Genomic DNA, 24604 nt, shown 5'->3' with positions numbered 1-24604 from the left:
GTCGATTCCGTCATAGCGAGAAGCTTTACGGAGGGCAAAAGAATGCATGCGCACACCACGACGGAACCAGCCGAAGTGCCGGCGATCACCGCGCGCGGTGTCACCAAGGTGTACGGCACCGGTGAGACCACGGTTCACGCGCTCGGCGGCGTCGACGTGGACTTCGGCCGTGAGCGGTTCACCGCGATCATGGGCCCGTCCGGCTCCGGAAAATCGACGCTCATGCACTGCCTGGCCGGACTCGACACGGTCTCGGGCGGGCAGGTTTTCCTGGGCGACACCGAGGTCACGAAACTCGGCGACACGGAACTCACCGAACTGCGACGCGAGCGAATCGGGTTCGTCTTCCAAGCGTTCAACCTGCTTCCGGTGCTCACTGCTCGGGAGAACATGCTGCTGCCGATGAAGTTGGCAGGCAGTGAACCGTCGCCCGAGTGGATGGACGAGGTGATCGGCAAGCTAGGGCTGTCCCAGCGCCTCGATCACCTTCCGCACGAGTTGTCCGGTGGTCAACAGCAGCGTGTTGCTGTCGCCCGCGCACTCCTGCCGCAGCCCGACGTGATCTTTGCCGACGAACCCACCGGAAACCTGGATTCCCGTTCCGGGACAGAGGTTCTGGGACTCTTGCGCACCAGCGTCCGGGAGACCGGTCAGACGGTCGTCATGGTGACACACGATCCGGTGGCGGCGTCGTATGCGGACCGAGTCGTGTTGATTGCGGACGGGCGCATCGCCGGAGAGATCGACCATCCCACCGTCGATTCGGTGATCGGTGCCATGCGCGCCCTCGGGGCCGACGACTTGGCCGATGTTCCTGCGGCTTCGGGCGCACTGCGATGAAGGGTCTGGCCTTTGCCCAGGCGCGGGCGCATGCCGGGCGCTATGTGGCGTCGATACTCGCCGTGGTGATCGCAGTCGGATACATCGTCGCGACTTTGACATTGAGCTCGACGGTTGATGCGAGTGTGAGTAAATCACTTGCGACGCAATATGAAACCACCGATGTTGTCGCCTCCGGTCCAGGAGTGACAGAAGCAGTGCTGAGCGCAGTGCCGGGCGTCTCAGCGGTCGCCGACGACGTGTCGACGTATGTTCGTGTCGATTCCGAGGCAAAGGGCGCGTCCTACGGGGATGCGCTCTCGATCGCCGACAATCCCGAATTGCGTTGGGAGAAGGTGTCGGAGGGGTCGCTTCCCACCGGCCTCGGGCAGGTGTTGGTGAGTGCGGACTCCGGGATACCGATGGGTGCCCGAATCACTGTCACGGCGCGGTATTCGACGGAAGGTGCCGCGGCACCCACCGCACAGGTGGTCGGCCTGGTCGATCTCTCCGGTTCGGCGCAACGTCTGGGCGGGATCAAGATATTCACCACTGCCGAGCAGGTGAGCGCGTGGGCCGGCGACAGTGCCGAACGTGAGTTCCGTGTTGCCGGTGACGGTTCACGCTCGCAGCAGCAACTCGTGGATTCGATCTCGAGCGCGTTGCCTTCGGGCTCCACGGTGCTGACCGGAGAAGAAGCCACGGACAACGCCGCAGCGGAATACATGGGCGGCACCAAGATCCTCAGTACGGTCTTGCTCGCCTTCGGCGCCATCGCCGTAGTCGTTGCCGCGCTGGTGATCGCCAATACGTTTGCCGTTTTGCTCGCCGCGCGCACTCAGGAACTCGCGTTGCTGCGATGCGTCGGCGCCACGGCCAAGCAGGTTCGCCGGAGCATTCGCAGTGAAGCCGCGGCGGTCGGCGTGATCGCCTCGGTGATCGGCGTCGGACTCGGTGTCGGACTTGCCTGGGCGATCGGTCGCGTAGCAACGGCCGCGGATGTGCCGGTTCCACTTTCGTCACTGAGCGTCACCCCGGTGACCGTCGTGGTCGGCCTTGCTGTCGGCATCGTGATGACGATGCTCGCTGCATCTGCGCCCGGACGGGCGGCAACGAAGTTGTCCCCGTTGGCGGCACTGCAGCCGATGGAATCCAAGCCCGAGAGCGTTCAGGTGTCGGTGGTGCGCCGGGTTCTCGGCGTCGTGATCCTGCTCGCGGGCATCGCGATGACGGTCCTGGGAGTGACGAATCAGCAGGTGCCGGCCGCAACCGCCGGTGGGCTGTTCTCGTTCCTGGGAATCGCAGCCCTGTCCGGTCGAATTGTGCCTGCACTGATCAATGCCGCCGGCGGCGTGTTGGCGAGACTGATCGGTCCGGTGGGAAGCCTGGCAGCAGGCAACGCCGGGAGAAACCCACGCCGGACCTCGGCGACAGCCACGGCTCTGTTGATCGGAGTCGCATTGACGAGCACGCTCGTCGTGGGAATCGCGACGGTCAAGGAAGCTGCACCTGCAGCAATGGACAGCCAATTTCCGGTCGACGTGATGGTGAGCAGCTCCGGCTCCGCGCCCCTGCCCGCCGGTTTGGGGACTGACATTGCGGCCGTCAACGGAGTCGGCGCGGTGAGCGGTCTGGACAAGGCCGAACTGACGATCGACGGGCGCGGCTCGCTGGCCGGATTCGGCGTCGACGCTGCTCGGGTGAAAGATGTTCTGCGTACCGAGATCTCGGTACCCACTGCCGGTCAGCTCGTGCTCTCGCCCGCTGATCTGTCCGAGTACAAACTCTCGGCGGGCGATACGGCCACGGTGAGAGGGGATCGCGGCGCCGTCAACGTCAGCGTGATCGAAGGCGTGAAAGGTCAACCAGCGCTGCTGGATCGAGGAGATCTGGGTGCAGCGGCCACTGCACCGACCACCGATTCGTACTGGGTCAGGTTGAATACGGATACTGACGAACAGGCGCTCGCCGCCACCGACCGCATCACCGACCTCGCACGCCAGGAAGCCCCGGGCAGCGATGTTCAGGGAATGACCGAGATGCGTTCAGCCCTCGATTCGATCCTCGACACCATGCTCATGGTGGTTGCCGGATTGCTGTCGGTAGCGGTGCTGATCGCCTTGATCGGCGTCGGAAACACGATGGCGCTGTCCGTACTCGAACGGCGCCGCGAATCCGGACTGCTCCGCGCACTCGGATTGACCAAGAAGGGAATTCGAGCCATGTTGATCTGGGAAGCACTGCTGGTGGCAGGAGTTGCATCGGTGATCGGAGTGTTGTTCGGGATGGTGTTCGGCGTAGCGGGTACCGCATCGGTGTTCGGGATCGAGGACGTTGCCCTCAGCGCAGTGCCGTGGGTGCAGTTGGTGGCCATCGTGTTGATCGGCGGAATCTGCGGTGTGATCGCGTCACTGCTCCCCGCTCGGCGGGCGGGACTGGTGTCACCGGTGACAGCTCTCGCGAGCTAGCGCTCAGAACTGCTTTGTGACCTTCTCGGTGCCCACTCGGCGCGCGGTAGCTTCCGTGTCCGGGTGGGCCACCTGCACGAGTGAGGCGCCTGCGGCGAGGACGGCCAGAAGCCCGTCGATCAAGTCGTCTGCCGTGTCCCACGTCCGGCTGGAGAGGACACGATCCGTCGACGCCAATTCGATGTTCTTCGCCGATACACGAGCCGCGTCGATCGTGTCCACTACGGACCGGCCTTCCAACGCCGAACCGGCTCCGGCGCTGCGGAACTGATCGCCGTGGACGCGAATGGACGTTGCGTAATCGGCGACGCCGAGCGGAAGATCGCTCAATCCCTTGCCGAACGCGTCGAGTGAGAGTGCGGCTACTTCGGGTACGTCCGCAACGTCGTCCAGGCGGTCGGCGGTGACAAAAGCCAGTTCGGCGTCGGCGTCGGGGGAGAGGACTACCTCACCGCCTGCCCACCACACACCCAGCAAGACGGCGACGCTCTGCCAGTGTGCGGGCAGCAGCACGGCGACCTTGCCGCCGGGCTCGAGGGCGAACTCGTCCCGAACCATGTTCGCGGTCTTGGCCGCCCAGTTGGCCAGCGTGCTCGCAGACAATTCGATGCGCTCGCCGGTGGCATCGTCGTAGTACGTCACGCGAGGGCCGGCCGGGTCGGCAGTCAAGATCGGTCCGAGGAGGGCGTCGGTCAGGTTGTCTACAGGCGAAGGCACGTCATCAGCTTACGCAGCCGTTCAGTTAACACAGCGGGGACCGTTGGAGGCCGCATCGATCGGGGGACCGGGCGGTGCGGGGGTGGGACTGGTCTCGGTGGTGCTCGCCGATTCAGTCGTGGTCGCTGCGCCTTCGGACGGAGATACCGCGTCCGCGGACTGCGGCCCGGAGTAGTCCTCGGCAATGACGACTCGAACCTTGCCCGAGGACAACGACGAATCCGCCTTGACCGTCAGGCCCCCGAGTGCCTCGGCCACCGCGAGTGCAGCGTCGTCGTCCGCGGACTTTGCGAACACCGTCGATTCGGAGACATCGGCGCCGGTGTTGTTGCCGACCTGACCCTGTTTGTACCCGAGGGCACTCAACGCCTCGGAAACTCCGCTGGCCAACCCTGCGATGTCACTGGCGTTCGCGACGTCGACGGTGATCGAGGACGCATTCACGGTGGTCGGTGCCTCCGAGGTCTCCTCCGAGTCCTCGCTGTCGGCGCCGACCAGTCCGGCGATGTATTTCTTGACGGCCTTGGGATCGACCTTGACGATGGACTCGCCGTAATCGGTCATGCCGTTGATGTCGAGAACGGGAATGGTCTCGAATTGCACCTTTCCGCCGGCCAGATTCTGCAACTGCTTGGCGAATTCGATGATGTCCCAGTCGTCGTCGATGACGACGGAACGCTGAACGGCCGAGGTCAACTGACTGAGTTTTCCGGGATCGCTCAGCGTTTTCGCGCTGAGTACCTTGCTGACGAGAGAAGCCATGAACACCTGCTGGCGCACGATCCGGTCCAGGTCGCCGCGAGGAAGGTCGTGTCGTTGTCGCACGAAGCTCAGCGCGTCGGCGCCGTCGAGTGTCTGTTTCCCGGCTGCGAAGTTGGCTCCGGACATCGGTTCGTCGACCGGCGCATTGAGACAGACGTCGACTCCACCCACGGCGTTGGTCAGCAGGACGAATCCGAGTAGACCGACTTCGGCGTAGTGATCGACGGTGATGCCGGTCAGATTCGCCACGGCTCCGATGAGCGCGGTTCGGCCGGCTTCCGTCGACTTCTTGTCTGCTTCGGTGTCGGACGACCCGTTGTTGACCAACTTCAGTCGCTCGGTTTCCTTGGTGGCACCGAACGCGGCGTTGATCTTCGACATACCGATACCGGGGACGTTGACGTATGCATCGCGGGGAATCGAGATCGCGGTTGCAGAACTTCCGTCGTTGGGGACGCGGATCAAGATGATGGTGTCGGTGTTGGAGGCGACTTCCTCGCCGGCGCGCAACGAGTCGAGCTCGCTTTGCGAGAGCGGGTTGCCGTGTGCGTCGGTGCGACTGTCGGTACCCACCATCAAGATGTCGATGGCTCCGTCCTTGCCCCCACCGAGGCCGAGGCCGCTGGCAGTGGCCAGGCTGTTTCTCAACGAGTCCACACCCCGCCACGCGAACCCGGTGACCAGCAGTACGAGCACGGAGAGCACCGCGACCGCTATGCGAGCCGGGCTCGTCTTGGTCCGAATCGGCGCAGGTCGTGGACGCGCGCGGCGCTGCGGTTGCTGGTGGGACACTCCTTCAGGTTACTGGTCCGATGCTCGGCCGCGGGTACCTCGGCGCGGCGTGCCAGACTCAACCATGTGACGAATATCCTGCTCACCGGCGCCCGAGGGCAGCTCGGAACACGTATCGATGCTCTCGCAACGTCGGCGGGTCACACTGTGACGGCCGTCGGTTCCCGCGAGCTCGACATCACCGACAGCCGCGCGGTCGACGAGTTCGTCTCGCCTGATTCGGTGGTGATCAACTGCGCTGCGTACACGGCAGTCGATGCTGCCGAGACAGACCAGGAGGCAGCGAGGGCGGTCAACGAGATCGGACCGCTGAATCTCGCGCGAGCGTGTGCGCGTGCCGGTTCGCGGTTGATCCACGTCTCGACGGACTACGTATTTCCTGGCGACGCGAGCACGCCCTACGACGTCGATGCCCCGACCGGTCCCGCGACGGTCTACGGCCGAACCAAACTGGACGGCGAGATCGCTGTTCGAGATTCGGGGGCCGACGTGGCCGTCGTGCGTACCGCGTGGGTGTATTCGGGTGTCGGTACCGATTTTGTCGCCACGATGCGAAGGCTCGAAGCCGAACGAGAATTCGTGAACGTCGTGGACGACCAGATCGGGTCACCCACGTACAGCGTCGATCTGGCCGGCGGCATCGTCGAACTCGCGCTGCGGGACTTCACGGGTGCGTCGACATTCCACGTGACCAACAGCGGGCAAGCCAGTTGGTACGAGTTGGCGCGAGCTGTGTTCGAGGAGATCGGCGCGGACCCGGCACGGGTGCGCCCGTGCAATAGCGCGGAGTTCGTACGCCCCGCCCCGCGCCCGGCATATTCGGTCTTGTCCGAGCGCGCATGGGTTACCGCGGGAATGACGCCGTTGCGTCCGTGGCGAGAGGCTCTGCACGCCGCTCTGGCGTGAGCATTGTTCGGGGCAGTGGCCGCGGACGGCTAGGCTGACCGGCGTGAGTCCCAAGCTGGCCGTGGTAACGGTGACCTACTCGCCAGGCGAGCATCTCGAGAATTTCTTGAGCACGCTCGCTGTGGCGACGACAGAAAAACCCCAGGTCATCATGGCCGACAATGGGTCGACCGATGGTGCCCCCGAGGCCGCTGATGCCAAGTACGAGCATGTCCGTCTGCTTCGTACCGGTGGAAACATCGGGTACGGGGGAGCGATAAATCGGGCTGTCGCGGAGATCGATTCGTCGATCGAATTCGTCGTGATTTCCAACCCGGACGTCCAATGGGCACCCGGTTCACTCGACGAATTGGTGGCTGCGGCAAATCGGTGGCCAAGGGCCGGTGCACTGGGGCCGAAGGTCCTCGAACCGGACGGCAGTGTCTATCCGTCGGCGCGAACGGTGCCCGACATCACCTCGGGCGTCGGGCACGCGTTGCTCGGTACGGTATGGCCGAAGAACCCGTGGACTGCTCGTTACCGTCAGGAGAACGAGGCCGTCACCGAGCGTGCCGTGGGCTGGCTTTCCGGGTCGTGCCTGTTGGTACGACGCGACGCCTTCGACACCATCTCCGGTTTCGACTCTCGTTACTTCATGTACATGGAGGACGTCGACTTCGGTGACCGCCTCGGAAAAGCCGGGTGGCTCAACGTATTCGTCCCCTCGGCTGTCGTCACGCATGCCAAAGGCCATGCGGCAGGACGTCATCCGGAACTGATGTTGCCCGCCCATCATCGCAGTGCGTACCAGTTCCAGGCTGATCGCCATCCGCACTGGTGGCAGGCTCCGTTGCGACTTGCCCTGCGCGGTGGCCTCGCTGTGCGATCCAAGATCGCCGTAGCTTCAGCAGTCCGCGAGCGCGCTCGCACCGACAACTCGACCGACAACCCAACAGTTTCGAACCACGGGGGAAAATGATGTCCGATCAGAATCCGACCGACGCCGTAATCCTGGTAGGCGGCAAGGGCACTCGGCTGCGTCCGCTGACGTTGTCGGCACCCAAGCCGATGCTTCCGACCGCCGGCCTGCCGTTCCTGACACATCTGCTCGCCCGGATCGAGGCAGCCGGTATCAAGCACGTTGTGCTCGGAACGTCTTTCAAGGCAGAGGTATTCGAGGACTACTTCGGCGACGGCTCCAAGATGGGGCTCGAGATCGAATACGTCTTCGAGACCGAACCACTGGGCACCGGTGGCGGAATCCGCAACGTGCTCCCGAAGTTGCGTGGCGACAACGTCATGGTGTTCAACGGTGACGTGCTCGGCGGCACCGATCTCAACGGCATTCTCGAGACCCACGAGAAGACGGATGCCGACGTGACCCTGCACCTGGTTCGCGTGGGTGACCCGCGTGCATTCGGTTGTGTTCCGACCGACGAAGACGGACGGGTCTCGGCCTTCCTGGAGAAGACGCAGGATCCGCCGACGGATCAGATCAACGCCGGTTGCTACGTGTTCAAGCGCGAGATCATCGAGCAGATCCCCGAAGGACGCCCGGTGTCGGTGGAGCGTGAGGTCTTCCCGAACCTCCTCGCCGAGGGCAAGCGCGTGTTCGGTCACGTCGACTCGTCGTACTGGCGGGACATGGGCACCCCCGAGGACTTCGTTCGTGGTTCCGCCGACCTGGTGCGGGGCATCGCTCCTTCGCCCGCTCTCGAAGGTCCGCGCGGTGAGTCCCTCGTTCACCCTGGAGCCGGAATCGCGCCGGGTGCCGTCCTGATCGGCGGCACGGTCGTCGGTCGAGGAGCCGAAGTCGGCGCAGGTGCGCGCCTCGACGGTGCAATTCTCTTCGACGGCGCAGTTGTGGAAGCCGGCGCGGTGGTCGAACGATCGATCCTCGGATTCGGCGTCCGTATCGGGCCCCGAGCACTGGTTCGCGACGCCGTCATCGGAGACGGCGCGGACATCGGTGCGCGGTGTGAATTGTTGCGCGGCGCACGCGTGTGGCCGGGCGTGACGTTGCCGGACGGTGGCGTGCGCTTCAGCACAGATGTGTGATCGTTAGCTGACCTACTGGAATACTGGTGGGTATGACTTCTCCTCCGAGCCGTTACGTTGCCCTCGGTGACTCGTTCACCGAGGGCGTCGGCGACGCCGACGAACGATTCCCCAACGGTCTGCGCGGGTGGGCAGACCGAGTGGCCGAGCAGCTGGCGGTGAACAATCCCGAGTTCCGCTACGCCAACCTGGCGATTCGTGGTCGCCTACTCGGACCGATCATCGACGAGCAGTTGGAACCCGCCCTGGCGCTGAAGCCCGATCTGGTGACCATCTACGCCGGCGGAAACGACATGATGCGTCCCAAGCTCGACATCGATGCAGTCGTCGCCCGCTACGATTCGGCAATCGGCCGGCTCACTGAATCCGGCGCCCGGGTTCTGATGTTCACCGCGTACGACACCGGATGGTCCGCCTTCTTCGGCAAGCTCCGCGGACGTCTGGCGATCTACAACGAGCTCGTTCGTGAGGTGGCGGACCGCCATGGTGCGACCCTCGTCGACTTCTGGCGATTCTCCGAATATCAGGACCTTCGGATGTGGGACTGGGATCGACTGCACATGTCGCCCGCCGGGCACGAGAACATGGCGACGCGTGTGCTCGACGTGCTCGGTGTCGAACACGGATTGATCCCGCCCGATCTGGGACCGGCGCCGGTTCTCACGAAAGCCGAAACTCGTCGCGAGGATCGTCAATGGGCACGAGAGTTCTTGGTGCCGTGGGTAGCTCGGCGAGTGAAGGGAACGTCCTCGGGTGACGGCGTAAGCGCCAAGCAACCCGAACTGTCCCCGATTCAGTCCTGATTCTTGCGTTGATGTGCGAGCGCGACCAGGTGGTCGATGGTCTCGCGTTCGGCAGTCGGCGGGAGCGCGTCCACCGGCCACCATCGCAGGTCGGTGGACTCTGCGCTCCGGACGATATGCGAATTATCCGGTGCCACAACGAGAAACCGTAGATCGAGATGTCTGGTCGGGACTCCGAGTGAGCACGTGATCGGATGTGTGTGGGCGGAGAGTAAGTCCGCGTCTATCCGGACGTCGTGAATTCCGGACTCCTCACGAGCCTCCCGCAATGCTGCATCGACCACCGTCTCGTCGTCGGGTTCGCAGTGGCCGCCGAGCTGAATCCACCTGCCCACCTTGGGATGCAGCGTCAGCAGGACGTGGCAGCCACTCTCGTCGAGAACCAGAGACGACGCTGTGATGTGTCCCGGTGCGTGGCGACGAAGGCAGCCGTCCGGAGCCGAATCGAGGAACGCGAGCATCGTGTGCCGCAGTGACTCGTCCGCTTCGGAGGGCGTCACCCAGCCCTCCAGGACGCCCTTGGCCGAGGCGTGCAGTGATTCGGCTGACATGACCTACATCTCCACCAACGCGTCCCCGGGGGCGGAGACGGTGCGCGGAGTCAGTGGTTCGAGTGGGTGCCCGATTGCGACCGCGCCGAGTGGCTGCCAATCGGCCGGGAGATCGAGGTGTCGACGCACCAGGTCGGCGGCGAAGATCGTCGAGCCGATCCAGCAGCTTCCCACACCGCGTGTGGCCAGCGAGACCAGCAGTCCCTGCACGGCCGCTCCGGCGGCGACCGTGAACATCGTGGACTCCGCGGCGGTACGTCGGGGGTCCGGGTAACTGTGTGCGCCGTCGGGTACGCAGAAGGGAATGACAACCTCGGGGGCGTCGAACAGGATGTTTCCGCGTGCAATCCGCGCGTCGACGGATTCGTCGCTGCGACCGTCGGCGCGAAGATCGGCGGCCCACTGCTCACGCATCTTCTCGAGGAGAGCAGTTCGGACGGACTCGGTACGCAGCCACACGAATCGCACCGGCCTCGTGTGGTGCGGTGCGGGCGCGGTGAGTGCCTCGGCGATCGAGTTGCGAATGATCTCCGCGTCGACGGGGTCGCTTGCGAACTGTCGGACCGATCGACGCAACAGCAGCGCCTGGCCGCGGCCCATCGCCGTAGCCTCCTCGGTGCCCAGCCAGAACAGATCATCCGGGCCGCGGCGAATCAGATCCTGGCCACTCGAACCGTCGTCCTCGAATCGGAGTCCTCGCACGACGGCGACGGGAACGCCGCCGAGTTTGCCCTTGACCAGATCGCCCGCAGCGGCGATCTCGTCGGCGATCGCGATCTCGGTGACGATCAGATCGTTGCCCTGACTGTCCTGTGCTCCGAGGTAGCCGTGCAGGACCGGAATGCCGGAGGAACCGATTGCGGCGTCGGTCTGTCCGTTGCGCCACGCACGACCCATCGTGTCGGTCACGACGACGGCGACGGACTTGCCCGTGCTCTCGAGAATCCGGGCGCGCAGGCCCGCAGCGCTCGCATCCGGATCCACGGGGAGCAGAGCCAGTTCGGCACCGTCGACGTTGGAGCCGTCGATGCCGGATGCGGCCTGCACGATGCCGAGTTTGTTCTCGGTGATCAGAGTGCGGCCCTTGCGTGCCACGACGCGGACGGCCTCCTGATCCACCAGGAGGCGTCGTGCTGCGTCGCGCTCCTCCGGATCGGTGGGCGAGGAAACGATGCGCCCCTCGACTTTGGAGAACACCTTGCTCGTGACGACAACGACGTCGCCACTCTCGATCCACGGCGTCGCGTCGACGACGGCGGCGGCCAGATCGTCTCCCGGCCGGAATTCGGGAAGTCCGAGCACGGGAATGACTTCGATTGCGGCACCGGGGGAGTGATCGCCGGGAGAGTGATTTCCGTCGCGGCTTGCTTCGGTTCCGGGTTCGGTCACAGTTCGACTCCGGCGATCTCGAAAGCCGTTCGAACCATTTTTGCGGTCTCTTCGGGGGACGTCATCAAAAGTGGGATGCTTCGCACGTCCACCCCGTCGATGTCGGCCGTGTCACCTTCGTCGACGAGCCAGCCGTCGAGAATGCCGTTGATCGAGCGAGCTCCGTAGTGACGACCGATCGCCTCGGAAGTCGTCTCGACCCCGATCACTTCGAGGCACTCGTCAGCCATGCCGCGCAACGGTTTTCCGCCGATGACGGGGGAGAGGCCGACAACCTTGGCGGCGGTGGTGCGCAGGGCTCCGCGAATGCCCGGCACCGCGAGGATCGCGCCGACGCTCACGACGGGATTGGAGGGTGCGATCAGCACGATGTCGGCACCGTCGATTGCCTCGACCACCCCTGGCGCGGGCTTGGCCTGCTCGGCGCCGACGTGAGCGAAGCTGTGAGTTTCCACCTGTGCCCTGTGGCGTACCCACCACTCCTGGAAATGAATCGCCTTCTGCTCACCGTCTTCCGGATCGGTGATCACGACGTGTGTTTCGCTGCGGTCGTCGCTGACGGGAAGCAATGCGACACCGGGATTCCAGCGATTGCACAACGCTTCGGTGATCGCGGACAACGGATATCCCGTGCGGAGCATCTGGCTGCGAATCAAATGCGTTGCGATATCGCGATCTCCGAGGCCGAACCAATCCGGCTTCGCTCCGTATGCCGCGAGTTCTTCTTTCGCATTCCAGGTTTCACCGGCGTGCCCCCACCCGCGTTCGGTATCGATGCCACCGCCGAGTGTGTACATACAAGTGTCCAGATCGGGGCAGATGCGCAGACCGTGCATCCAGACGTCGTCGCCGACGTTGACGACGGCCGTGATGCGATGTGGGCCTTCGTATTTCTCGAGGGATTCACCACCGACGATTCCGAGCGCATTTTGCACACCTTGAAGGAAACGGGCCCCGCCGACGCCGCCAACCAATACAGTCACGTTCACGACAACAGAGCCTAGGCGGTCGGCGCGTCGTCGTGTCTGGCGGGCAGAAGGTCCCGTCAATTGGGGGCCGGAATACTAATGGATTCATCTCGTTTAGCTTGACCGCGACACGCTGGACGTGTGTAATCTCAAATGTGTCATTCCAACCGCTACTTGTGAGTTCACTTGCAGCGGGGCCGGTTTCGAACACAGTTTCGAACGGTCGACGGGGTGGGGTTGAAGATGGAGTGAAAATTCTGCGCTATTACAGGTGAGGAGGCGGAACGATGCCCAATGAAAATGTCGAGATCAGTTCTCTCGCAATGACAGTAAGCGACGAACCGCAGACCGATTCCCGAGCAGGCGCAGCAGAAGGTGCCTGCAGCAGTGAGTTCGACGGTATGAGTACTCGGCCAGTGCTGAGTCTCGTCACCGGCTTCGAAGAATTGTTCGACACCATCGAGGATCAGTGGCAGGAGCGTGCTCTCTGCGCGCAGACCGATCCCGAAGCGTTCTTTCCTGAAAAGGGTGGATCGACGAGGGAAGCAAAACGGATCTGCCTCGGTTGTGAAGTTCGTGACGAGTGCCTCGAGTACGCGCTCGCGAACGACGAACGGTTTGGAATCTGGGGAGGGTTGTCCGAGCGCGAGCGTCGGCGACTCAAGCGGGGGATCATCTGATCTGCTGCTGAATCGGTTCTGTCAGCGTCGGGGCTGACGGGCGGTCTTCGAAAGTCTGACCTGCAACGGGGAATTGCAGGTCAAGCAACGACTGTTTTGTTCTTCGTGTGGATTTACTTCTTCGTGTGACATCAGTTTTTTCGTCTGACGGTGCGTCAGTCCTCGTCGGGCAGTATCAGTCCTCGTCGGGCAGTGTCGGGTCGATGACCTGTGGGTCGACGCCCAGATACGTGCCGACTTGATGGACCAACACGTCGTGCACCAGATCCGTGAGTTCTTCCGGATCCTTCGCGCGCTGCTCCAACGGGCGGCGAAAGAGCACAATTCTTGCGCGAGTCGTATTTCCGTGACGGTCGATTCCGGCCGGAATGAGTCGTGACAGTGGAACCGGTCCGTCGGCGATGACCTCCGGCGGCCACGTGACGGACTCCGGATCGTGTGCGTGAATCTTCGGAACTTCGTCCACTGCGATGTCGAGTTTCGTCAACCGGTCGTGCCACGCCAGGTCGACGGGCGAGAAGGCGTCGAGCACCAGGAGATCGAACTTCTCGGCCCGGGTGCGTCTGGCCGGTACCTCCGGGGGAAGTAGCGGTCCGCGCAGGCCACGGCCGTGTCGTTCGATGGAACGAGTGGTGACCGAGCGTCGGCGGCGGGCTTGTGGCATGGCGCCCAGATTACGACAGAAGAAACTGCTCGGTGTGTCCGAGTAGGTTCCGGACGTGGGGAGGGCTAGGCTCCGTACCTGTGAGATCTCTGCGTCGCTGCTGCCGCCCCGGGTGCAAGAACCCCGCCGTCGCGACGCTGACGTATGTCTACTCGGACTCCACTGCGGTTGTCGGGCCGCTGGCGACCGTCGCCGAGCCCCATTCATGGGATTTGTGTGACACTCACGGCTCTCGAATCACCGCCCCCAAGGGCTGGGAACTCGTCCGCCACGAAGGCGGATTCGCGTCGAGCACTCCCGACGAAGACGATCTGACCGCTTTGGCCGAAGCTGTGCGTGAAGCCGGTCTCGGAGATCGCAGCAAGTCCAACGTCGATGCAGATGAGGACATACGTCCCGCAGCTCCGAGTACTGCCCGTACAGGGCGTCGTGGACACCTCCGCGTTCTGCCCGACCCGTCCAACTGACGCGAGATTCGTCGCCGCAGAGGCTAGGCTCGACCGAGTACTTCCACACCCGAGTACTGCGAATCTCCGGACGCCATGCGCCCGGACGTTCCCGTCTGTGAGGGTGCATGCACAAGGAGAGTTTTCAGTGGGGCGAACAGCCGAGTCGGTTACTGCAATCATCAAGGCGTACGACGTGCGCGGTGTGGTCGGTGAGCAGATCGACGAAGATTTTGTCCGCGACGTCGGTGCGTCGTTCGCCCGCTTGGTCCGTGACGAGGCCGGCGCCGCCACGACGGTGGTGATCGGCTACGACATGCGTGCATCGTCGCCCACTTTGTCCTCGGCTTTCGGTGACGGCGTGCTCGCGCAAGGCCTCGACGTCGTTTACATCGGGTTGGCCTCGACCGACGAGCTCTACTTTGCATCCGGTTTGCTGAACTGCCCGGGCGCGATGTTCACGGCGAGCCACAATCCCGCCAAGTACAACGGCATCAAGATGTGCCGGGCCGGCGCCAAGCCGGTCGGTCAGGACACCGGCCTGGCAGTCATCTCCGCCGAGGTCGTCTCGGGTGTTCCCGCGTACGACGGACCGGCAGGCACCGCCAGCACGAAGGACGTCCTCGAGGAATATGCGAGCTACCTCCGCGGTCTGGTCGACCTGGCTGCGTTGCGCCCGCTGAAGGTTGCAGTCGATGCAGGCAACGGCATGGGAGGGCACACCGCGCCGGCCGTATTCGGGCCGATGCCCCTCGACGTCCTCCCGCTCTACTTCGAGCTCGACGGCACGTTCCCCAACCACGAAGCCAACCCCCTCGATCCGGCCAACCTCGTGGACCTGCAGGCCTACGTGCGTGAAACCGGAGCAGACATCGGCTTGGCTTTCGACGGTGACGCGGACCGTTGCTTCGTCGTCGACGAGAAGGGCGACCCAGTCTCTCCGTCCGCGGTGACCGCACTTGTCGCCAAGCGCGAACTCGCGAAGGAACCGGGCGCGTCGATCATCCACAACCTGATCACGTCACGAGCAGTGCCCGAACTGGTCGAAGAACTCGGCGGCGTCGCGATTCGTACCCGAGTCGGCCACTCGTTCATCAAGCAGGAGATGGCCGAGACCGGTGCCGTGTTCGGCGGCGAGCACTCCGCTCACTACTACTTCCGCGATTTCTGGGGCGCTGATTCCGGCATGCTTGCGGCGTTGCACGTACTCGCCGCACTGGGCGAGCAGGACCGTCCGCTCTCCGAGTTGATGGCGGAGTACACCCGCTACGCGGCCTCGGGCGAGATCAACTCCACGGTGGCTGACGCGGCCGATCGCACGGCCGCTGTGCTGGCAGCATTTGCGGACCGCACCGAGTCGGTGGATCGCCTCGACGGTGTCACGGTCAGTCTCGAGGGGAATGCCTGGTTCAACTTGCGTGCGTCCAACACCGAGCCTTTGCTGCGACTCAACGTCGAAGCGCCCACGTCCGCCGATGTCGACGCGTTGGTGAACGAAATTCTGGCGATCGTCCGGGCTTGAATCCGAGTCTGATCGGTTTGTCGGTGAGCCGAAGCCCTGGGATAGTTGGGGGACTATCTCGGGGACGACGGCCTCGGGAACGAGTGCTTTGCCACCACGGACCGCGTAGAGCTGGAATGCTGGATGGTGCGGGAACTGCTAACGGAGAAGGGGGTGCGGTGAGATGACAGCGCCGATGCCGCTTCTCGACCTCGACGACAGCGACGGTTTGTCGGCTGCCGATTCGGAAGGGCTACTGCGTTCTGTGGCCATGGGGGGCGCACAGATTCGGGCCACCGCATCGGCCGTCGGCGAGGGTGTCATCTCTCGGTTGGCCGGTCTGCGTCCGCGCAGCGTCGTACTGATCCCCGGTGCCGGTGGCGCTCGACACGGAGCCAGGATCGCGCTCGCTCTCGTCGGAGATTCGGTCGGTTGCCCGCTCCTCGTACTCGACCGGACGCCCTCGTGGGCCGGGCCGTTGGACGTGATCGTCGTCGCTGGTGACGATGCCGGTGATCCACGCCTGGTCGAATCCGTCGACAGTGCCGTACGCCGCGGCGCCGAAGTTGTTGTCGCCGTTCCCGACGAGGGGCCCATGCGAGCCGTGGCGGCCGGGCGCACCATGGCTTTGCCGCCGCGGCTCTACGCCTCGCCGCGGCACACGATGACGCGGTTCCTCGCCGTCTTCCTGGCCGTTGCCGCCGAAATCGACGGCAAGGGATCGATCGAGGACCGTTCGGCGGTACTCGGTCGAATCGCCGACGCAGTTGATGCCGAGGCGCTGCGGGACGGGCCGGCCAACGAGGTGTTCCACAACCCGGCCAAGTCGTTGGCCACCAGACTGAGCGGCCGACGGGTTGTTCTGTGTGGAAGTGGTTCCGTGACAACAGCACTCGCAGAGTTCTCGAGTGTTTCGCTGATGGGCTCGGGCCTGAACGCCGCTGCCGCCGAACTGTCCGAGGTGATTCGTTCTGCGCGGGCGTTGTTCGCGCCGGACGCAGCTTCACGTGATTCGGTGTTCCACGACCCGTTCTTTCACGATCCGCAACTCGACGGCGCACTGCCGACCCCGCCGGCGCGGGCATTCGTCTTCGCGACCGAATCCACGCGAGGGGAGGCGAGACGCCGGATGGACGCACTGGCCGACGCCGATCTGGTGGTGGCGGCGGACGAAGACCAGACCAACGTGGTGATCTCGGAGATGGAGCAGGTATTCGTGTTGGCGTCTCGAGTAGACATGGCCGCGGCGTACGTGCAGTTGACAGGCGGTGCGAAGTAAGTGCGTGAACTCGAAGGTGCACTTCGTTCTTACGCGTGGGGCTCGCGAACGGCAATTGCCGAACTACGCGGTCTTGCGACTCCGTCGAATCATCCCGAGGCGGAATTGTGGTTGGGTGCGCATCCGGGTGACCCGGCGCGCGTGATCACCGAATCCGGAAGCGAGTCGTTGCTCGAGGTCCTGCACCGCGAACCCGAACGCGAACTCGGCCGCGAGAACCTCGGGGCGTTCGGTGAGCGACTCCCATTCCTGCTCAAGCTGCTTGCGGCGGAAGAACCGCTGTCACTTCAGGCGCATCCCAGCGCCGTTCAAGCCGACGAGGGTTTTCGTCGTGAGAACGCACTCGGCGTTCCCATGGAATCGCCGATTCGCAACTACAAGGACGGCAGCCACAAGCCTGAACTCGTTGTCGCGCTGAGCAGATTCGAAGCGCTTGCCGGATTCCGCGAGCCGACGCGAACTGTCAAACTGCTGCGCGCTCTGGCCGTGGACGAGTTGGAGCCGTACATCGGACTGCTCGAAGGCCAACCCGATTCCGACGGACTCCGAGCCTTGTTCACGACGTGGATCACGCTGCCGTCCACAGTGCTCGGGACGTTGCTCCCTGCCGTACTTGCGGGGTGCATCACCTACGTCGCGCATCACGACGCCGAATTCGTGACCGAGATCCGCACCGCGTTGGAATTGAGTGAGGCGTACCCCGGCGACGCCGGCGTTCTGGCGGCACTGCTGCTCAACCGCGTCACCCTCGAGCCCGGCCAAGGACTGTTTCTCGCTGCCGGCAATCTCCACGCGTATCTCCATGGACTCGCGGTCGAGATCATGGCCAACTCCGACAATGTTCTGCGCGGTGGGCTGACGCCCAAGCACGTCGACGTGCCCGAACTGTTGAGGGTTCTGGACTTCGTCGGGGCCGATATCGAAGTGCTCGATCCGGCCCCGTCGTCAGGTCGGTCAGGATCAGGTAGATACGAGTACGTCACGCCCGCACCCGAGTTTCGTTTGACGCGTCTGGAGTTCGACTCGAATTCCACCGACCTCGTTGTCGAAGCCGGCGGCCCGCGGATTCTGATCTGCACCGAGGGTGCGGTCACTGCGACGTGCGGTGCCGACACGCTCGACCTCGACCGGGGGCGAGCGGCGTGGATCGCTGCCGAAGAGCCCGAAGTACACCTGAGTGCGCGAACACCGACTGCGCAGGTTTTCAGTGCCGTCGTCGGTCGATGAACATCTCGGTCGATGAACATCTCGGACGATAAGAATCCCGGTCGACAGCGAGGAGACATTGTGTCGGCTCATGGTGGCAAAAAGGCAATTCTGGCGGCACTCGGAGCGAATGCCGGAATTGCCGTAGCCAAGTTCGCCGGATTCTTGATCACCGGATCGTCGTCGATGCTCGCCGAATCGGTGCACTCGGTGGCCGATACGTCCAATCAAGGACTGCTGCTCCTGGGGCAGAAGAAGGCCGAACGCGAGGCGGACCAACTTCACCCGTTCGGATACGGGCGCAGCCGATACTTCTACTCGTTTGTCGTCGCGCTCGTGCTGTTCACTCTCGGATCGCTCTTCGCGATCTACGAAGGTATTCACAAGATTCAGCATCCGGAAGAACTCAATTCGGCTTTCGTGGCAATCGCGATCCTGTTGATCGCGATCTGCCTGGAGGGCTACAGCTTCCGGACCGCAGCGAAGGAATCACGACCGCTCAAGGGAAATGCGTCGTGGTGGAACTTCATCCGAACCTCTCGTAGTCCGGAACTTCCGGTAGTGCTGCTCGAGGACACCGGAGCACTGATCGGTCTGGTGCTTGCACTCGGCGGCGTCGGCCTCACGATGGTGACCGGAAATCCGGTGTTCGACGGTATCGGAACCCTGTGCATCGGTGTCCTGCTCGGCATCATCGCGGTCATTCTGATCATCGAGATGCAGTCATTGCTGATCGGTGAGGGCGCAACGCCGGTCGAGACCGAACTGATCCTGAATGCCCTCGTGGACGGAACTCGCATCGAACGTGTCATCCATTGCAAGACGCAGTACCTCGGTCCCGAGGAAATCCTCGTTGCGGCCAAGGTTGCGGTACCTCTCGGCTCGACGATCTCCGATGTGGCGACGGCGATCGACGAGGCCGAGTCCCGCGTGCGCGCTGCAGTGCCTGCGGCGCGGGTGATCTACCTCGAGCCGGACCTCGATCGTCTCAGTGCGGATCGACCTGGTTCAGACCGCCCTGAGACAGATCTACAGGCTCCCGACAAACCCTGAACAAAGCCGCGCCTGCGGGCTTAGGCTGATGCCATCTCTCTACTTGCCCATGGTGGGACCTGCGGGTCCCCAGCAAGGAGGCGGCAATGGCTGTCAAGGACGAGCAGGCCGGATCCGGCCGGTCGAAGCTGTTTCGCACCAAATCGATCGAGCAGTCCATCAAGGACACCGACGAGCCGGAAACCAAACTCCGGAAAGAGCTGAACTCGTGGGATCTCACGGTGTTCGGCGTCGCGGTGGTCATCGGCGCCGGCATCTTCACTCTCACGGCGCGGACGGCGGGAAACGTCGCCGGGCCGTCGGTTTCCCTTGCGTTTGTCATTGCCGCCATCGCCTGCGGACTGGCAGCGCTGTGTTACGCCGAGTTCGCGTCGACGGTCCCGGTCGCCGGTAGCGCATACACGTTCTCGTACGCGACGTTCGGAGAATTCGTTGCCTGGATCATCGGCTGGGATCTCATCCTCGAATTCGCCTTGGCGTCTTCGGTGGTGGCAAAAGGCTGGTCGCTGTACCTCGGAGAAGTGATGGGCTCACGCAGCCCGATCGTCGAGTTGGGGCCGATCTCGTTCGATTGGGGTGCGGTGCTGGTGATCGCTGTCATCACGATCCTGCTCGCGACCGGTACGAAACTCTCGTCGAGGGTGTCACTGGTGATCACGGCGATCAAGGTGGCGGTGGTGTTGCTGGTGATCATCGTCGGTCTGTTCTACATCGACACCGACAACTATTCGCCGTACATTCCGCCGTCTCAACCGGGCTCGACGGGGGAGGGCATTCACCAGTCGCTGTTCTCGTACGTGACCGGGGCCGGTGGCAGCACGTTCGGGTGGTACGGATTGCTCGCGGCAGCCAGTCTGGTGTTCTTCGCGTTCATCGGATTCGACGTCGTCGCCACGACTGCTGAGGAAGCGAAGGAGCCGCAGAAGGCGCTGCCGCGAGGCATCCTGGGCTCACTGTTGATCGTCACGGTTCTGTACGTGGCGGTGACACTCGTGCTGACGGGGATGGTGAAATACACCGAACTCGAGGGTGATACGTCCAACCTGGCGACGGCATTCGCGTTCCACGACATCACCTGGGCGAAGAACGTCATCTCGTTCGGAGCGTTGGCCGGTCTCACGACGGTGGTGATGGTGCTGATGCTCGGTCAGACCAGGGTGCTCTTCGCGATGGCCCGCGACGGTCTGATGCCACGACGGCTGGCGCCGACGGGCAAGCACGGAACTCCCGTGCGGATCACGATCTTGGTCGGCGTCGTGGTCGCGGTGCTCGCCGGAGTCTTTCCGATCGGCACCCTCGAGGAAATGGTGAACATCGGCACACTGTTCGCGTTTGTTCTCGTCTCGATCGGGGTTCTCGTGCTTCGGCGGACGCGACCGGACCTTCCGCGCGGGTTCCGGGTGCCACTGGTCCCTCTGGTCCCGATTCTGGCTGTCCTCGCGTGTCTGTGGCTGATGTTCAACCTGTCGGTGGAGACCTGGATGAGGTTCGTGGTCTGGATGGCTGTCGGAGTTGTCATCTATTTCGCCTATAGCAGGCAGCATTCGATGATCGGGAAGCGCGAACGCGGCGAAATCGAGTGATGTGTACAAAGTTATCCATTTGTCTATTGCTTGTACAAAATCAGTAGTAATGTCTATCTCATAGTGAACTGACTCACAGTTACCGAGTTGGTCCGAATCGAGGAGGCAGACCGTGTCGACGCACGTGAACTCGCAGTCCGGGCAGACGCTCCCACCCGAGCAGTGGCGCGACAAGAAGAGGTATCTCTGGCTGCTCGGCCTGGTACCGCCGACGGCGGTCTTCATTGCCGTCGGGTTGGTCGCGTTGTTCAACAGTCTCGGATGGAATGCGATCTCGCCGGTGTGGTGGTGGATCGGACCGCTGCTCGTCTACATTCTGCTCCCGATCCTCGACATCTTCTTCGGTCCGGACGGCGAGAATCCGCCGGACGAGGTGATGGAACGCCTCGAGAACGACAAGTACTACCGGTACTGCACCTACATCTACATACCGTTCCAGTTGGCCAGCCTGGTCGTGGCCTGCTATCTCTGGTCGGCCACCGATCTGTCCTGGCTCGGAATCGACGGCGGACTAGGGCTGATCTCCAAGATCGGCCTGGCGATCAGTATCGGTTGCGTCGCAGGAATCGGGATCAACACCGCACACGAACTCGGCCACAAGAAGGATGACCTCGAGCGCTGGTTGTCGAAGATCACTCTGGCGCAGTCGTTTTACGGCCACTTCTACATCGAGCACAATCGTGGACACCACGTGCGTGTCGCCACGCCCGAGGATCCGGCGTCGTCTCGCTTCGGTGAGAGTTTCTGGACTTTCCTGCCGCGCAGTGTGTGGGGTTCTCTGCGCTCGTCGTGGTCCCTGGAAAAGGCCAGACTCGATCGACTGGGTAAGAAGCCGTGGACAATTCGCAACGACGTCCTGCATTCGTGGTTGATGTCCGTCGTGCTCTTCGGTGTCCTCGTCGCCGTCTTCGGGCCCTCGGTACTGCCGTTCCTGGTGCTGCAGGCCGTCTTCGGGTTCTGTCTGCTCGAAACCGTCAACTACCTCGAACATTACGGTCTGAAGCGTCGTCGTCTGGACAGTGGGCGGTACGAGCGTGCCGCACCGGAGCACAGTTGGAACAGCGATCACATCTGCACCAACATCTTCCTGTATCACCTCCAGCGTCACAGCGACCACCACGCGAACCCGACGCGTCGGTATCAGACGCTTCGAAGCATGGACGGCGCACCCAACCTGCCCAGCGGCTACGCGAGCATGATCATGCTCGCTTACGTTCCGCCGCTGTGGCGAAAAGTGATGGATCCCAAGGTCCTTGCGCATTACGGCGGCGACATCACCCGCGTCAACGTTCAGCCGTCCAAGCGCGATCGCATCCTCGCTCGGTACGGAGCAGCGTGATGAGCAGCTACCGATGCCCGGTGTGCGAATACGTCTACGACGAGTCGAAGGGTGCACCACGAGAAGGGTTTCCGGCCGGTACGCCGTGGGATGCCGTTCCGGACGACTGGTGCTGCCCGGACTGCGGCGTGAGGGAAAAGCTGGACTTCGAAACGATGCCGGCACCGGCGGGGAGTGAATCATGAACGACTACAAGCTGTATCAGTGCGCGCAGTGCGGATTCGAGTACGACGAGGCGGTCGGCTGGCCGGACGACGGTATCGAGCCGGGCACTCGCTGGGACGACATTCCCGACGACTGGAGTTGCCCGGACTGCGGGGCGGCGAAGAGTGACTTCTTCATGGTGGAGGTCGAACGACGGTGAGATGCGTCGGCGTCGAAGAGACCTGAGTGCGGCGGTAGTGTCGTCAGCATGACTTCGACGCCCACTCGTCTGCCGCAGAAAGAAGCGTCGCGCCTGCTGCTGCGTACGTCGGTGCTCGATTCGATGCGTGAGTTGTTGACCGAGCGCGACTGGTCGGAGGTGACGCTGACAGTTCTGGCCAAGCATGCCGGTGTGAGTCGTCAGACGCTCTACAACGAGTTCGGTTCGAGGCAAGGGCTTGCCGAGGCGTACGCGCTTCGCCTTGCCGACGGATTCGTCGACGCCGTGGACGAGGCCATGGTGGCGAACGAAGGACGTGCAGTCGAGGCGTTGATGGCGGGCTTCGGATCGTTTTTCGCCTCCAGTGCAACCGACCCGTTGGTGATCTCACTCCTCACCGGTGAGGCCAAGCCGGATCTGCTTCGCCTGATCACCACCGACAGCGCGGTCATCATCGAGCGGGCGTCGTCACGCCTTGCGGAGAGTTTCCAGCGAGGGTGGATACAGGCGTCACCCGCTGATGCCGGGATCTTGGCCAGGGCGATCGCGCGTCTCGGGCTCAGCTACATTTCGATGCCGCCGGAGTCCGGGGCTTCGGTGGCGGAGGATCTGGGCACGTTGCTCGGGCCCTTCATCGACGTGGCGCGAGAGGGGCGGGCGGGAGAGGGCGTCTAACCGATAGCCTGGTACACCGATAGGCTTGTGCATAGTTTGCACGTCAACCAGGAGAGGCAGATGACGACCTCAGTTTCAACAACGCCCGTGGCCGAGAGCCGTAACGGCATCGACTTCAAAGTTGCAGATCTTTCGCTCGCGGAGTTCGGTCGCAAGGAAATCCGTCTGGCAGAGCACGAGATGCCCGGCCTCATGGCGCTTCGTCGCGAATACGCAGAGGTATTGCCGCTCAAGGGCGCTCGCGTGTCCGGCTCGCTGCACATGACCATCCAGACCGCGGTTCTGATCGAGACGCTGACCGCGCTCGGCGCCGAGGTCCGCTGGGCTTCGTGCAACATCTTCTCCACGCAGGATCACGCTGCCGCCGCCATCGTGGTCGGTCCGCACGGCACTCCGGAAGAGCCCAAGGGCGTTCCGGTTTTCGCCTGGAAGGGTGAAACCCTCGAAGAGTACTGGTGGGCAGCGGAGCAGATGCTGACCTGGCCGGGCGAGCCCGCCAACATGATTCTCGACGACGGCGGCGACGCCACCATGCTGGTGCTCAAGGGCGCACAGTTCGAGAAGGCCGGCGTCGTACCGCCCACGGACGACGACCAGGATTCCGACGAGTACAAGGTCTTCCTCGCACTTCTGCGTCAGTCCCTCGAGTCCGACAAGGGCAAGTGGACGGCAATCGCGGAGTCCGTCCAGGGCGTCACCGAGGAGACCACAACGGGCGTTCTGCGCCTGTACCAGGTTGCCGCTGCCGGCGAACTCACGTTCCCCGCGATCAACGTCAACGACTCGGTCACCAAGAGCAAGTTCGACAACAAGTACGGCACGCGCCACTCGCTGCTCGACGGCATCAACCGCGGCACCGACGTTCTGATCGGTGGCAAGGCTGCGCTGGTCTGTGGTTACGGCGACGTCGGCAAGGGCTGTGCCGAGGCACTTCGTGGCCAGGGCGCTCGCGTCGCAGTCACCGAGGTCGACCCCATCAACGCCCTTCAGGCGCTCATGGACGGCTTCGAGGTCAAGACCGTCGAGCAGGCCATCGGTTGGGCCGACATCGTGATCACGTCCACCGGTAACAAGGACATCATCACGTTCGAGCACATGAAGGCCATGAAGCACCAGGCCATCCTGGGCAACATCGGTCACTTCGACAACGAGATCGACATGGCCGGCCTCGAGAAGTCCGGCGACGTCACGCGGATCAACATCAAGCCGCAGGTCGACGAGTTCACCTTCGCCGACGGCCACTCGATCATCGTGCTGTCCGAAGGCCGCCTGCTCAACCTCGGCAACGCGACGGGCCACCCGTCGTTCGTGATGAGCAACAGCTTCTCCAACCAGGTCATCGCACAGATCGAACTGTGGACGAAGCCGGACGAGTACGACAACGAGGTCTACCGCCTCCCGAAGCACCTCGACGAGAAGGTCGCCAAGATCCACGTCGAGGCACTCGGTGGCACGCTGACCAAGCTCACGAAGGACCAGGCTGAGTACATCGGCGTCGACGTCGAAGGCCCGTACAAGCCGGAGCACTACCGCTACTGACTCGGTGATTCGTCGCTGAGAATGTAGTGCCCGCCGTCCCCCGGTCTGCGCGAGCAGGCCGGG

24 protein-coding genes are annotated in these 24604 nt (G+C 63.4%); 18 read left to right on the top strand and 6 right to left on the bottom strand.

The genetic code is table 11. The features are described from left to right. Positions 1 to 42: 42 nt before the first annotated feature. Positions 43 to 840: an ABC transporter ATP-binding protein gene (locus tag G8767_RS07930; RefSeq protein WP_124566417.1), complete on the top strand. Its 798-nt coding sequence runs from the start codon at positions 43 to 45 to the stop codon at positions 838 to 840. Next, the gene (locus G8767_RS07925; protein ID WP_166809776.1) at positions 837 to 3287 is read left to right on the top strand and encodes an ABC transporter permease; all 2451 of its coding nucleotides are present in this window, start codon (positions 837 to 839) and stop codon (positions 3285 to 3287) included. Before G8767_RS07930 ends, G8767_RS07925 begins: the two co-directional genes overlap by 4 nt. Positions 3288 to 3290: 3 nt before the next feature. Here the strand turns inward: G8767_RS07925 and G8767_RS07920 are convergent, their stop codons facing one another. Together G8767_RS07920 and G8767_RS07915 are read right to left on the bottom strand one after the other, a co-directional pair. Further along, positions 3291 to 4004 (bottom strand): TIGR03089 family protein, encoded by a 714-nt coding sequence (locus G8767_RS07920; protein WP_124566415.1) that lies wholly within the window; start codon positions 4002 to 4004, stop codon positions 3291 to 3293. A 21-nt stretch (positions 4005 to 4025) separates the two neighbouring features. Next, positions 4026 to 5510: an LCP family protein gene (locus G8767_RS07915; RefSeq protein ID WP_095969278.1), complete on the bottom strand. Its 1485-nt coding sequence runs from the start codon at positions 5508 to 5510 to the stop codon at positions 4026 to 4028. 114 nt (positions 5511 to 5624) lie between these two features. Here G8767_RS07915 and rfbD point away from each other — a divergent pair, with 114 nt between their 5' ends. From rfbD to G8767_RS07895, 4 genes are read left to right on the top strand one after another with little or no spacing between them, the layout of a single operon-like run. Continuing rightward, entirely contained in the window at positions 5625 to 6464 is an 840-nt protein-coding gene (rfbD, locus tag G8767_RS07910) for a dTDP-4-dehydrorhamnose reductase (RefSeq protein WP_166809775.1), read from the top strand. A 43-nt stretch (positions 6465 to 6507) separates the two neighbouring features. Further along, positions 6508 to 7422 (top strand): glycosyltransferase family 2 protein, encoded by a 915-nt coding sequence (locus G8767_RS07905; RefSeq protein WP_095969079.1) that lies wholly within the window; start codon positions 6508 to 6510, stop codon positions 7420 to 7422. Next, a complete protein-coding gene (locus tag G8767_RS07900; RefSeq protein WP_206029005.1) occupies positions 7422 to 8501 on the top strand; it encodes an NDP-sugar synthase in 1080 nt (359 codons plus the stop codon). The genes G8767_RS07905 and G8767_RS07900 overlap by 1 nt, the downstream gene beginning before the upstream one ends. A gap of 32 nt (positions 8502 to 8533) precedes the next feature. Then, the gene (locus G8767_RS07895) at positions 8534 to 9304 is read left to right on the top strand and encodes an SGNH/GDSL hydrolase family protein (protein ID WP_166809773.1); all 771 of its coding nucleotides are present in this window, start codon (positions 8534 to 8536) and stop codon (positions 9302 to 9304) included. Here G8767_RS07895 and G8767_RS07890 read toward each other — a convergent pair. From G8767_RS07890 to cofD, 3 genes are read right to left on the bottom strand one after another with little or no spacing between them, the layout of a single operon-like run. Continuing rightward, a complete protein-coding gene (locus tag G8767_RS07890; protein WP_095969082.1) occupies positions 9295 to 9855 on the bottom strand; it encodes an NUDIX domain-containing protein in 561 nt (186 codons plus the stop codon). The genes G8767_RS07895 and G8767_RS07890 overlap by 10 nt on opposite strands. 3 nt (positions 9856 to 9858) lie before the next feature. Then, the gene (locus G8767_RS07885) at positions 9859 to 11244 is read right to left on the bottom strand and encodes a coenzyme F420-0:L-glutamate ligase (protein WP_166809772.1); all 1386 of its coding nucleotides are present in this window, start codon (positions 11242 to 11244) and stop codon (positions 9859 to 9861) included. Beyond that, positions 11241 to 12233 (bottom strand): 2-phospho-L-lactate transferase, encoded by a 993-nt coding sequence (cofD, locus tag G8767_RS07880; protein WP_095969084.1) that lies wholly within the window; start codon positions 12231 to 12233, stop codon positions 11241 to 11243. Before cofD ends, G8767_RS07885 begins: the two co-directional genes overlap by 4 nt. 380 nt (positions 12234 to 12613) lie before the next feature. On the opposite strand from cofD, the gene G8767_RS07875 reads away from it, so the two are divergent. Beyond that, positions 12614 to 12892, top strand: coding sequence for a WhiB family transcriptional regulator (locus tag G8767_RS07875; protein WP_020907098.1), 279 nt, complete (start codon positions 12614 to 12616; stop codon positions 12890 to 12892). A 175-nt stretch (positions 12893 to 13067) separates the two neighbouring features. On the opposite strand, the gene G8767_RS07870 is transcribed toward G8767_RS07875, so the two are convergent. Continuing rightward, positions 13068 to 13556, bottom strand: coding sequence for a metallopeptidase family protein (locus tag G8767_RS07870; protein ID WP_003940797.1), 489 nt, complete (start codon positions 13554 to 13556; stop codon positions 13068 to 13070). Positions 13557 to 13636: 80 nt separating this feature from the next. On the opposite strand from G8767_RS07870, the gene G8767_RS07865 reads away from it, so the two are divergent. From G8767_RS07865 to ahcY, 11 genes are all read left to right on the top strand, one after another. Further along, a complete protein-coding gene (locus G8767_RS07865) occupies positions 13637 to 14023 on the top strand; it encodes a DUF3499 domain-containing protein (RefSeq protein WP_007731177.1) in 387 nt (128 codons plus the stop codon). 127 nt (positions 14024 to 14150) lie between these two features. Next, on the top strand, positions 14151 to 15524 hold the full coding sequence (locus G8767_RS07860) for a phosphomannomutase/phosphoglucomutase (protein ID WP_166809771.1): 1374 nt from the start codon (positions 14151 to 14153) through the stop codon (positions 15522 to 15524). A 163-nt stretch (positions 15525 to 15687) separates the two neighbouring features. Continuing rightward, the gene (locus G8767_RS07855; RefSeq protein WP_166809770.1) at positions 15688 to 16782 is read left to right on the top strand and encodes a tobH protein; all 1095 of its coding nucleotides are present in this window, start codon (positions 15688 to 15690) and stop codon (positions 16780 to 16782) included. Then, a complete protein-coding gene (gene manA, locus G8767_RS07850; RefSeq protein WP_166809769.1) occupies positions 16783 to 18009 on the top strand; it encodes a mannose-6-phosphate isomerase, class I in 1227 nt (408 codons plus the stop codon). A gap of 60 nt (positions 18010 to 18069) precedes the next feature. Continuing rightward, positions 18070 to 19041, top strand: a complete 972-nt coding sequence (locus G8767_RS07845; protein ID WP_095969279.1) for a cation diffusion facilitator family transporter — start codon at positions 18070 to 18072, stop codon at positions 19039 to 19041. 86 nt (positions 19042 to 19127) lie between these two features. Further along, entirely contained in the window at positions 19128 to 20624 is a 1497-nt protein-coding gene (locus G8767_RS07840; RefSeq protein WP_124566408.1) for an amino acid permease, read from the top strand. A 112-nt stretch (positions 20625 to 20736) separates the two neighbouring features. Continuing rightward, entirely contained in the window at positions 20737 to 21963 is a 1227-nt protein-coding gene (locus G8767_RS07835) for an alkane 1-monooxygenase (RefSeq protein ID WP_166809768.1), read from the top strand. Further along, a complete protein-coding gene (locus tag G8767_RS07830) occupies positions 21963 to 22148 on the top strand; it encodes a rubredoxin (RefSeq protein WP_095969089.1) in 186 nt (61 codons plus the stop codon). Before G8767_RS07835 ends, G8767_RS07830 begins: the two co-directional genes overlap by 1 nt. Then, positions 22145 to 22327 carry a rubredoxin gene (locus G8767_RS07825; protein ID WP_095969090.1) on the top strand — a complete coding sequence of 61 codons (183 nt, stop codon included), beginning with the start codon at positions 22145 to 22147 and terminating at the stop codon, positions 22325 to 22327. The genes G8767_RS07830 and G8767_RS07825 overlap by 4 nt, the downstream gene beginning before the upstream one ends. Before the next feature lie 48 nt (positions 22328 to 22375). After that, positions 22376 to 23002: a TetR family transcriptional regulator gene (locus tag G8767_RS07820; protein WP_095969091.1), complete on the top strand. Its 627-nt coding sequence runs from the start codon at positions 22376 to 22378 to the stop codon at positions 23000 to 23002. Positions 23003 to 23062: 60 nt separating this feature from the next. Next, positions 23063 to 24541, top strand: a complete 1479-nt coding sequence (ahcY, locus tag G8767_RS07815; RefSeq protein ID WP_003940766.1) for an adenosylhomocysteinase — start codon at positions 23063 to 23065, stop codon at positions 24539 to 24541. The last annotated feature ends 63 nt before the right edge of the window (positions 24542 to 24604 follow it).

This window comes from Rhodococcus sp. IC4_135 (assembly GCF_011602025.1).
In the GTDB taxonomy this organism is placed as follows: Bacteria; Actinomycetota; Actinomycetes; order Mycobacteriales; family Mycobacteriaceae; genus Rhodococcus_F; species Rhodococcus_F baikonurensis.
This window is presented reverse-complemented; position numbering and strand designations above follow the sequence as displayed.

Bases quoted from the DNA above. Each gene is read 5' to 3' on its own strand.
- ahcY (WP_003940766.1), top strand. From the start codon at position 23,063: ATGACGACCTCAGTTTCAACAACGCCCGTGGCCGAGAGCCGTAACGGC.
- G8767_RS07875 (WP_020907098.1), top strand. From the start codon at position 12,614: ATGAGTACTCGGCCAGTGCTGAGTCTCGTCACCGGCTTCGAAGAATTG.
- G8767_RS07925 (WP_166809776.1), top strand. From the start codon at position 837: ATGAAGGGTCTGGCCTTTGCCCAGGCGCGGGCGCATGCCGGGCGCTAT.
- G8767_RS07840 (WP_124566408.1), top strand. From the start codon at position 19,128: ATGGCTGTCAAGGACGAGCAGGCCGGATCCGGCCGGTCGAAGCTGTTT.
- G8767_RS07930 (WP_124566417.1), top strand. From the start codon at position 43: ATGCATGCGCACACCACGACGGAACCAGCCGAAGTGCCGGCGATCACC.
- G8767_RS07890 (WP_095969082.1), bottom strand. From the start codon at position 9,855: ATGTCAGCCGAATCACTGCACGCCTCGGCCAAGGGCGTCCTGGAGGGC.
- G8767_RS07895 (WP_166809773.1), top strand. From the start codon at position 8,534: ATGACTTCTCCTCCGAGCCGTTACGTTGCCCTCGGTGACTCGTTCACC.
- G8767_RS07830 (WP_095969089.1), top strand. From the start codon at position 21,963: ATGAGCAGCTACCGATGCCCGGTGTGCGAATACGTCTACGACGAGTCG.
- G8767_RS07825 (WP_095969090.1), top strand. From the start codon at position 22,145: ATGAACGACTACAAGCTGTATCAGTGCGCGCAGTGCGGATTCGAGTAC.
- G8767_RS07870 (WP_003940797.1), bottom strand. From the start codon at position 13,556: ATGCCACAAGCCCGCCGCCGACGCTCGGTCACCACTCGTTCCATCGAA.
- G8767_RS07900 (WP_206029005.1), top strand. From the start codon at position 7,422: ATGTCCGATCAGAATCCGACCGACGCCGTAATCCTGGTAGGCGGCAAG.
- G8767_RS07855 (WP_166809770.1), top strand. From the start codon at position 15,688: ATGACAGCGCCGATGCCGCTTCTCGACCTCGACGACAGCGACGGTTTG.
- G8767_RS07820 (WP_095969091.1), top strand. From the start codon at position 22,376: ATGACTTCGACGCCCACTCGTCTGCCGCAGAAAGAAGCGTCGCGCCTG.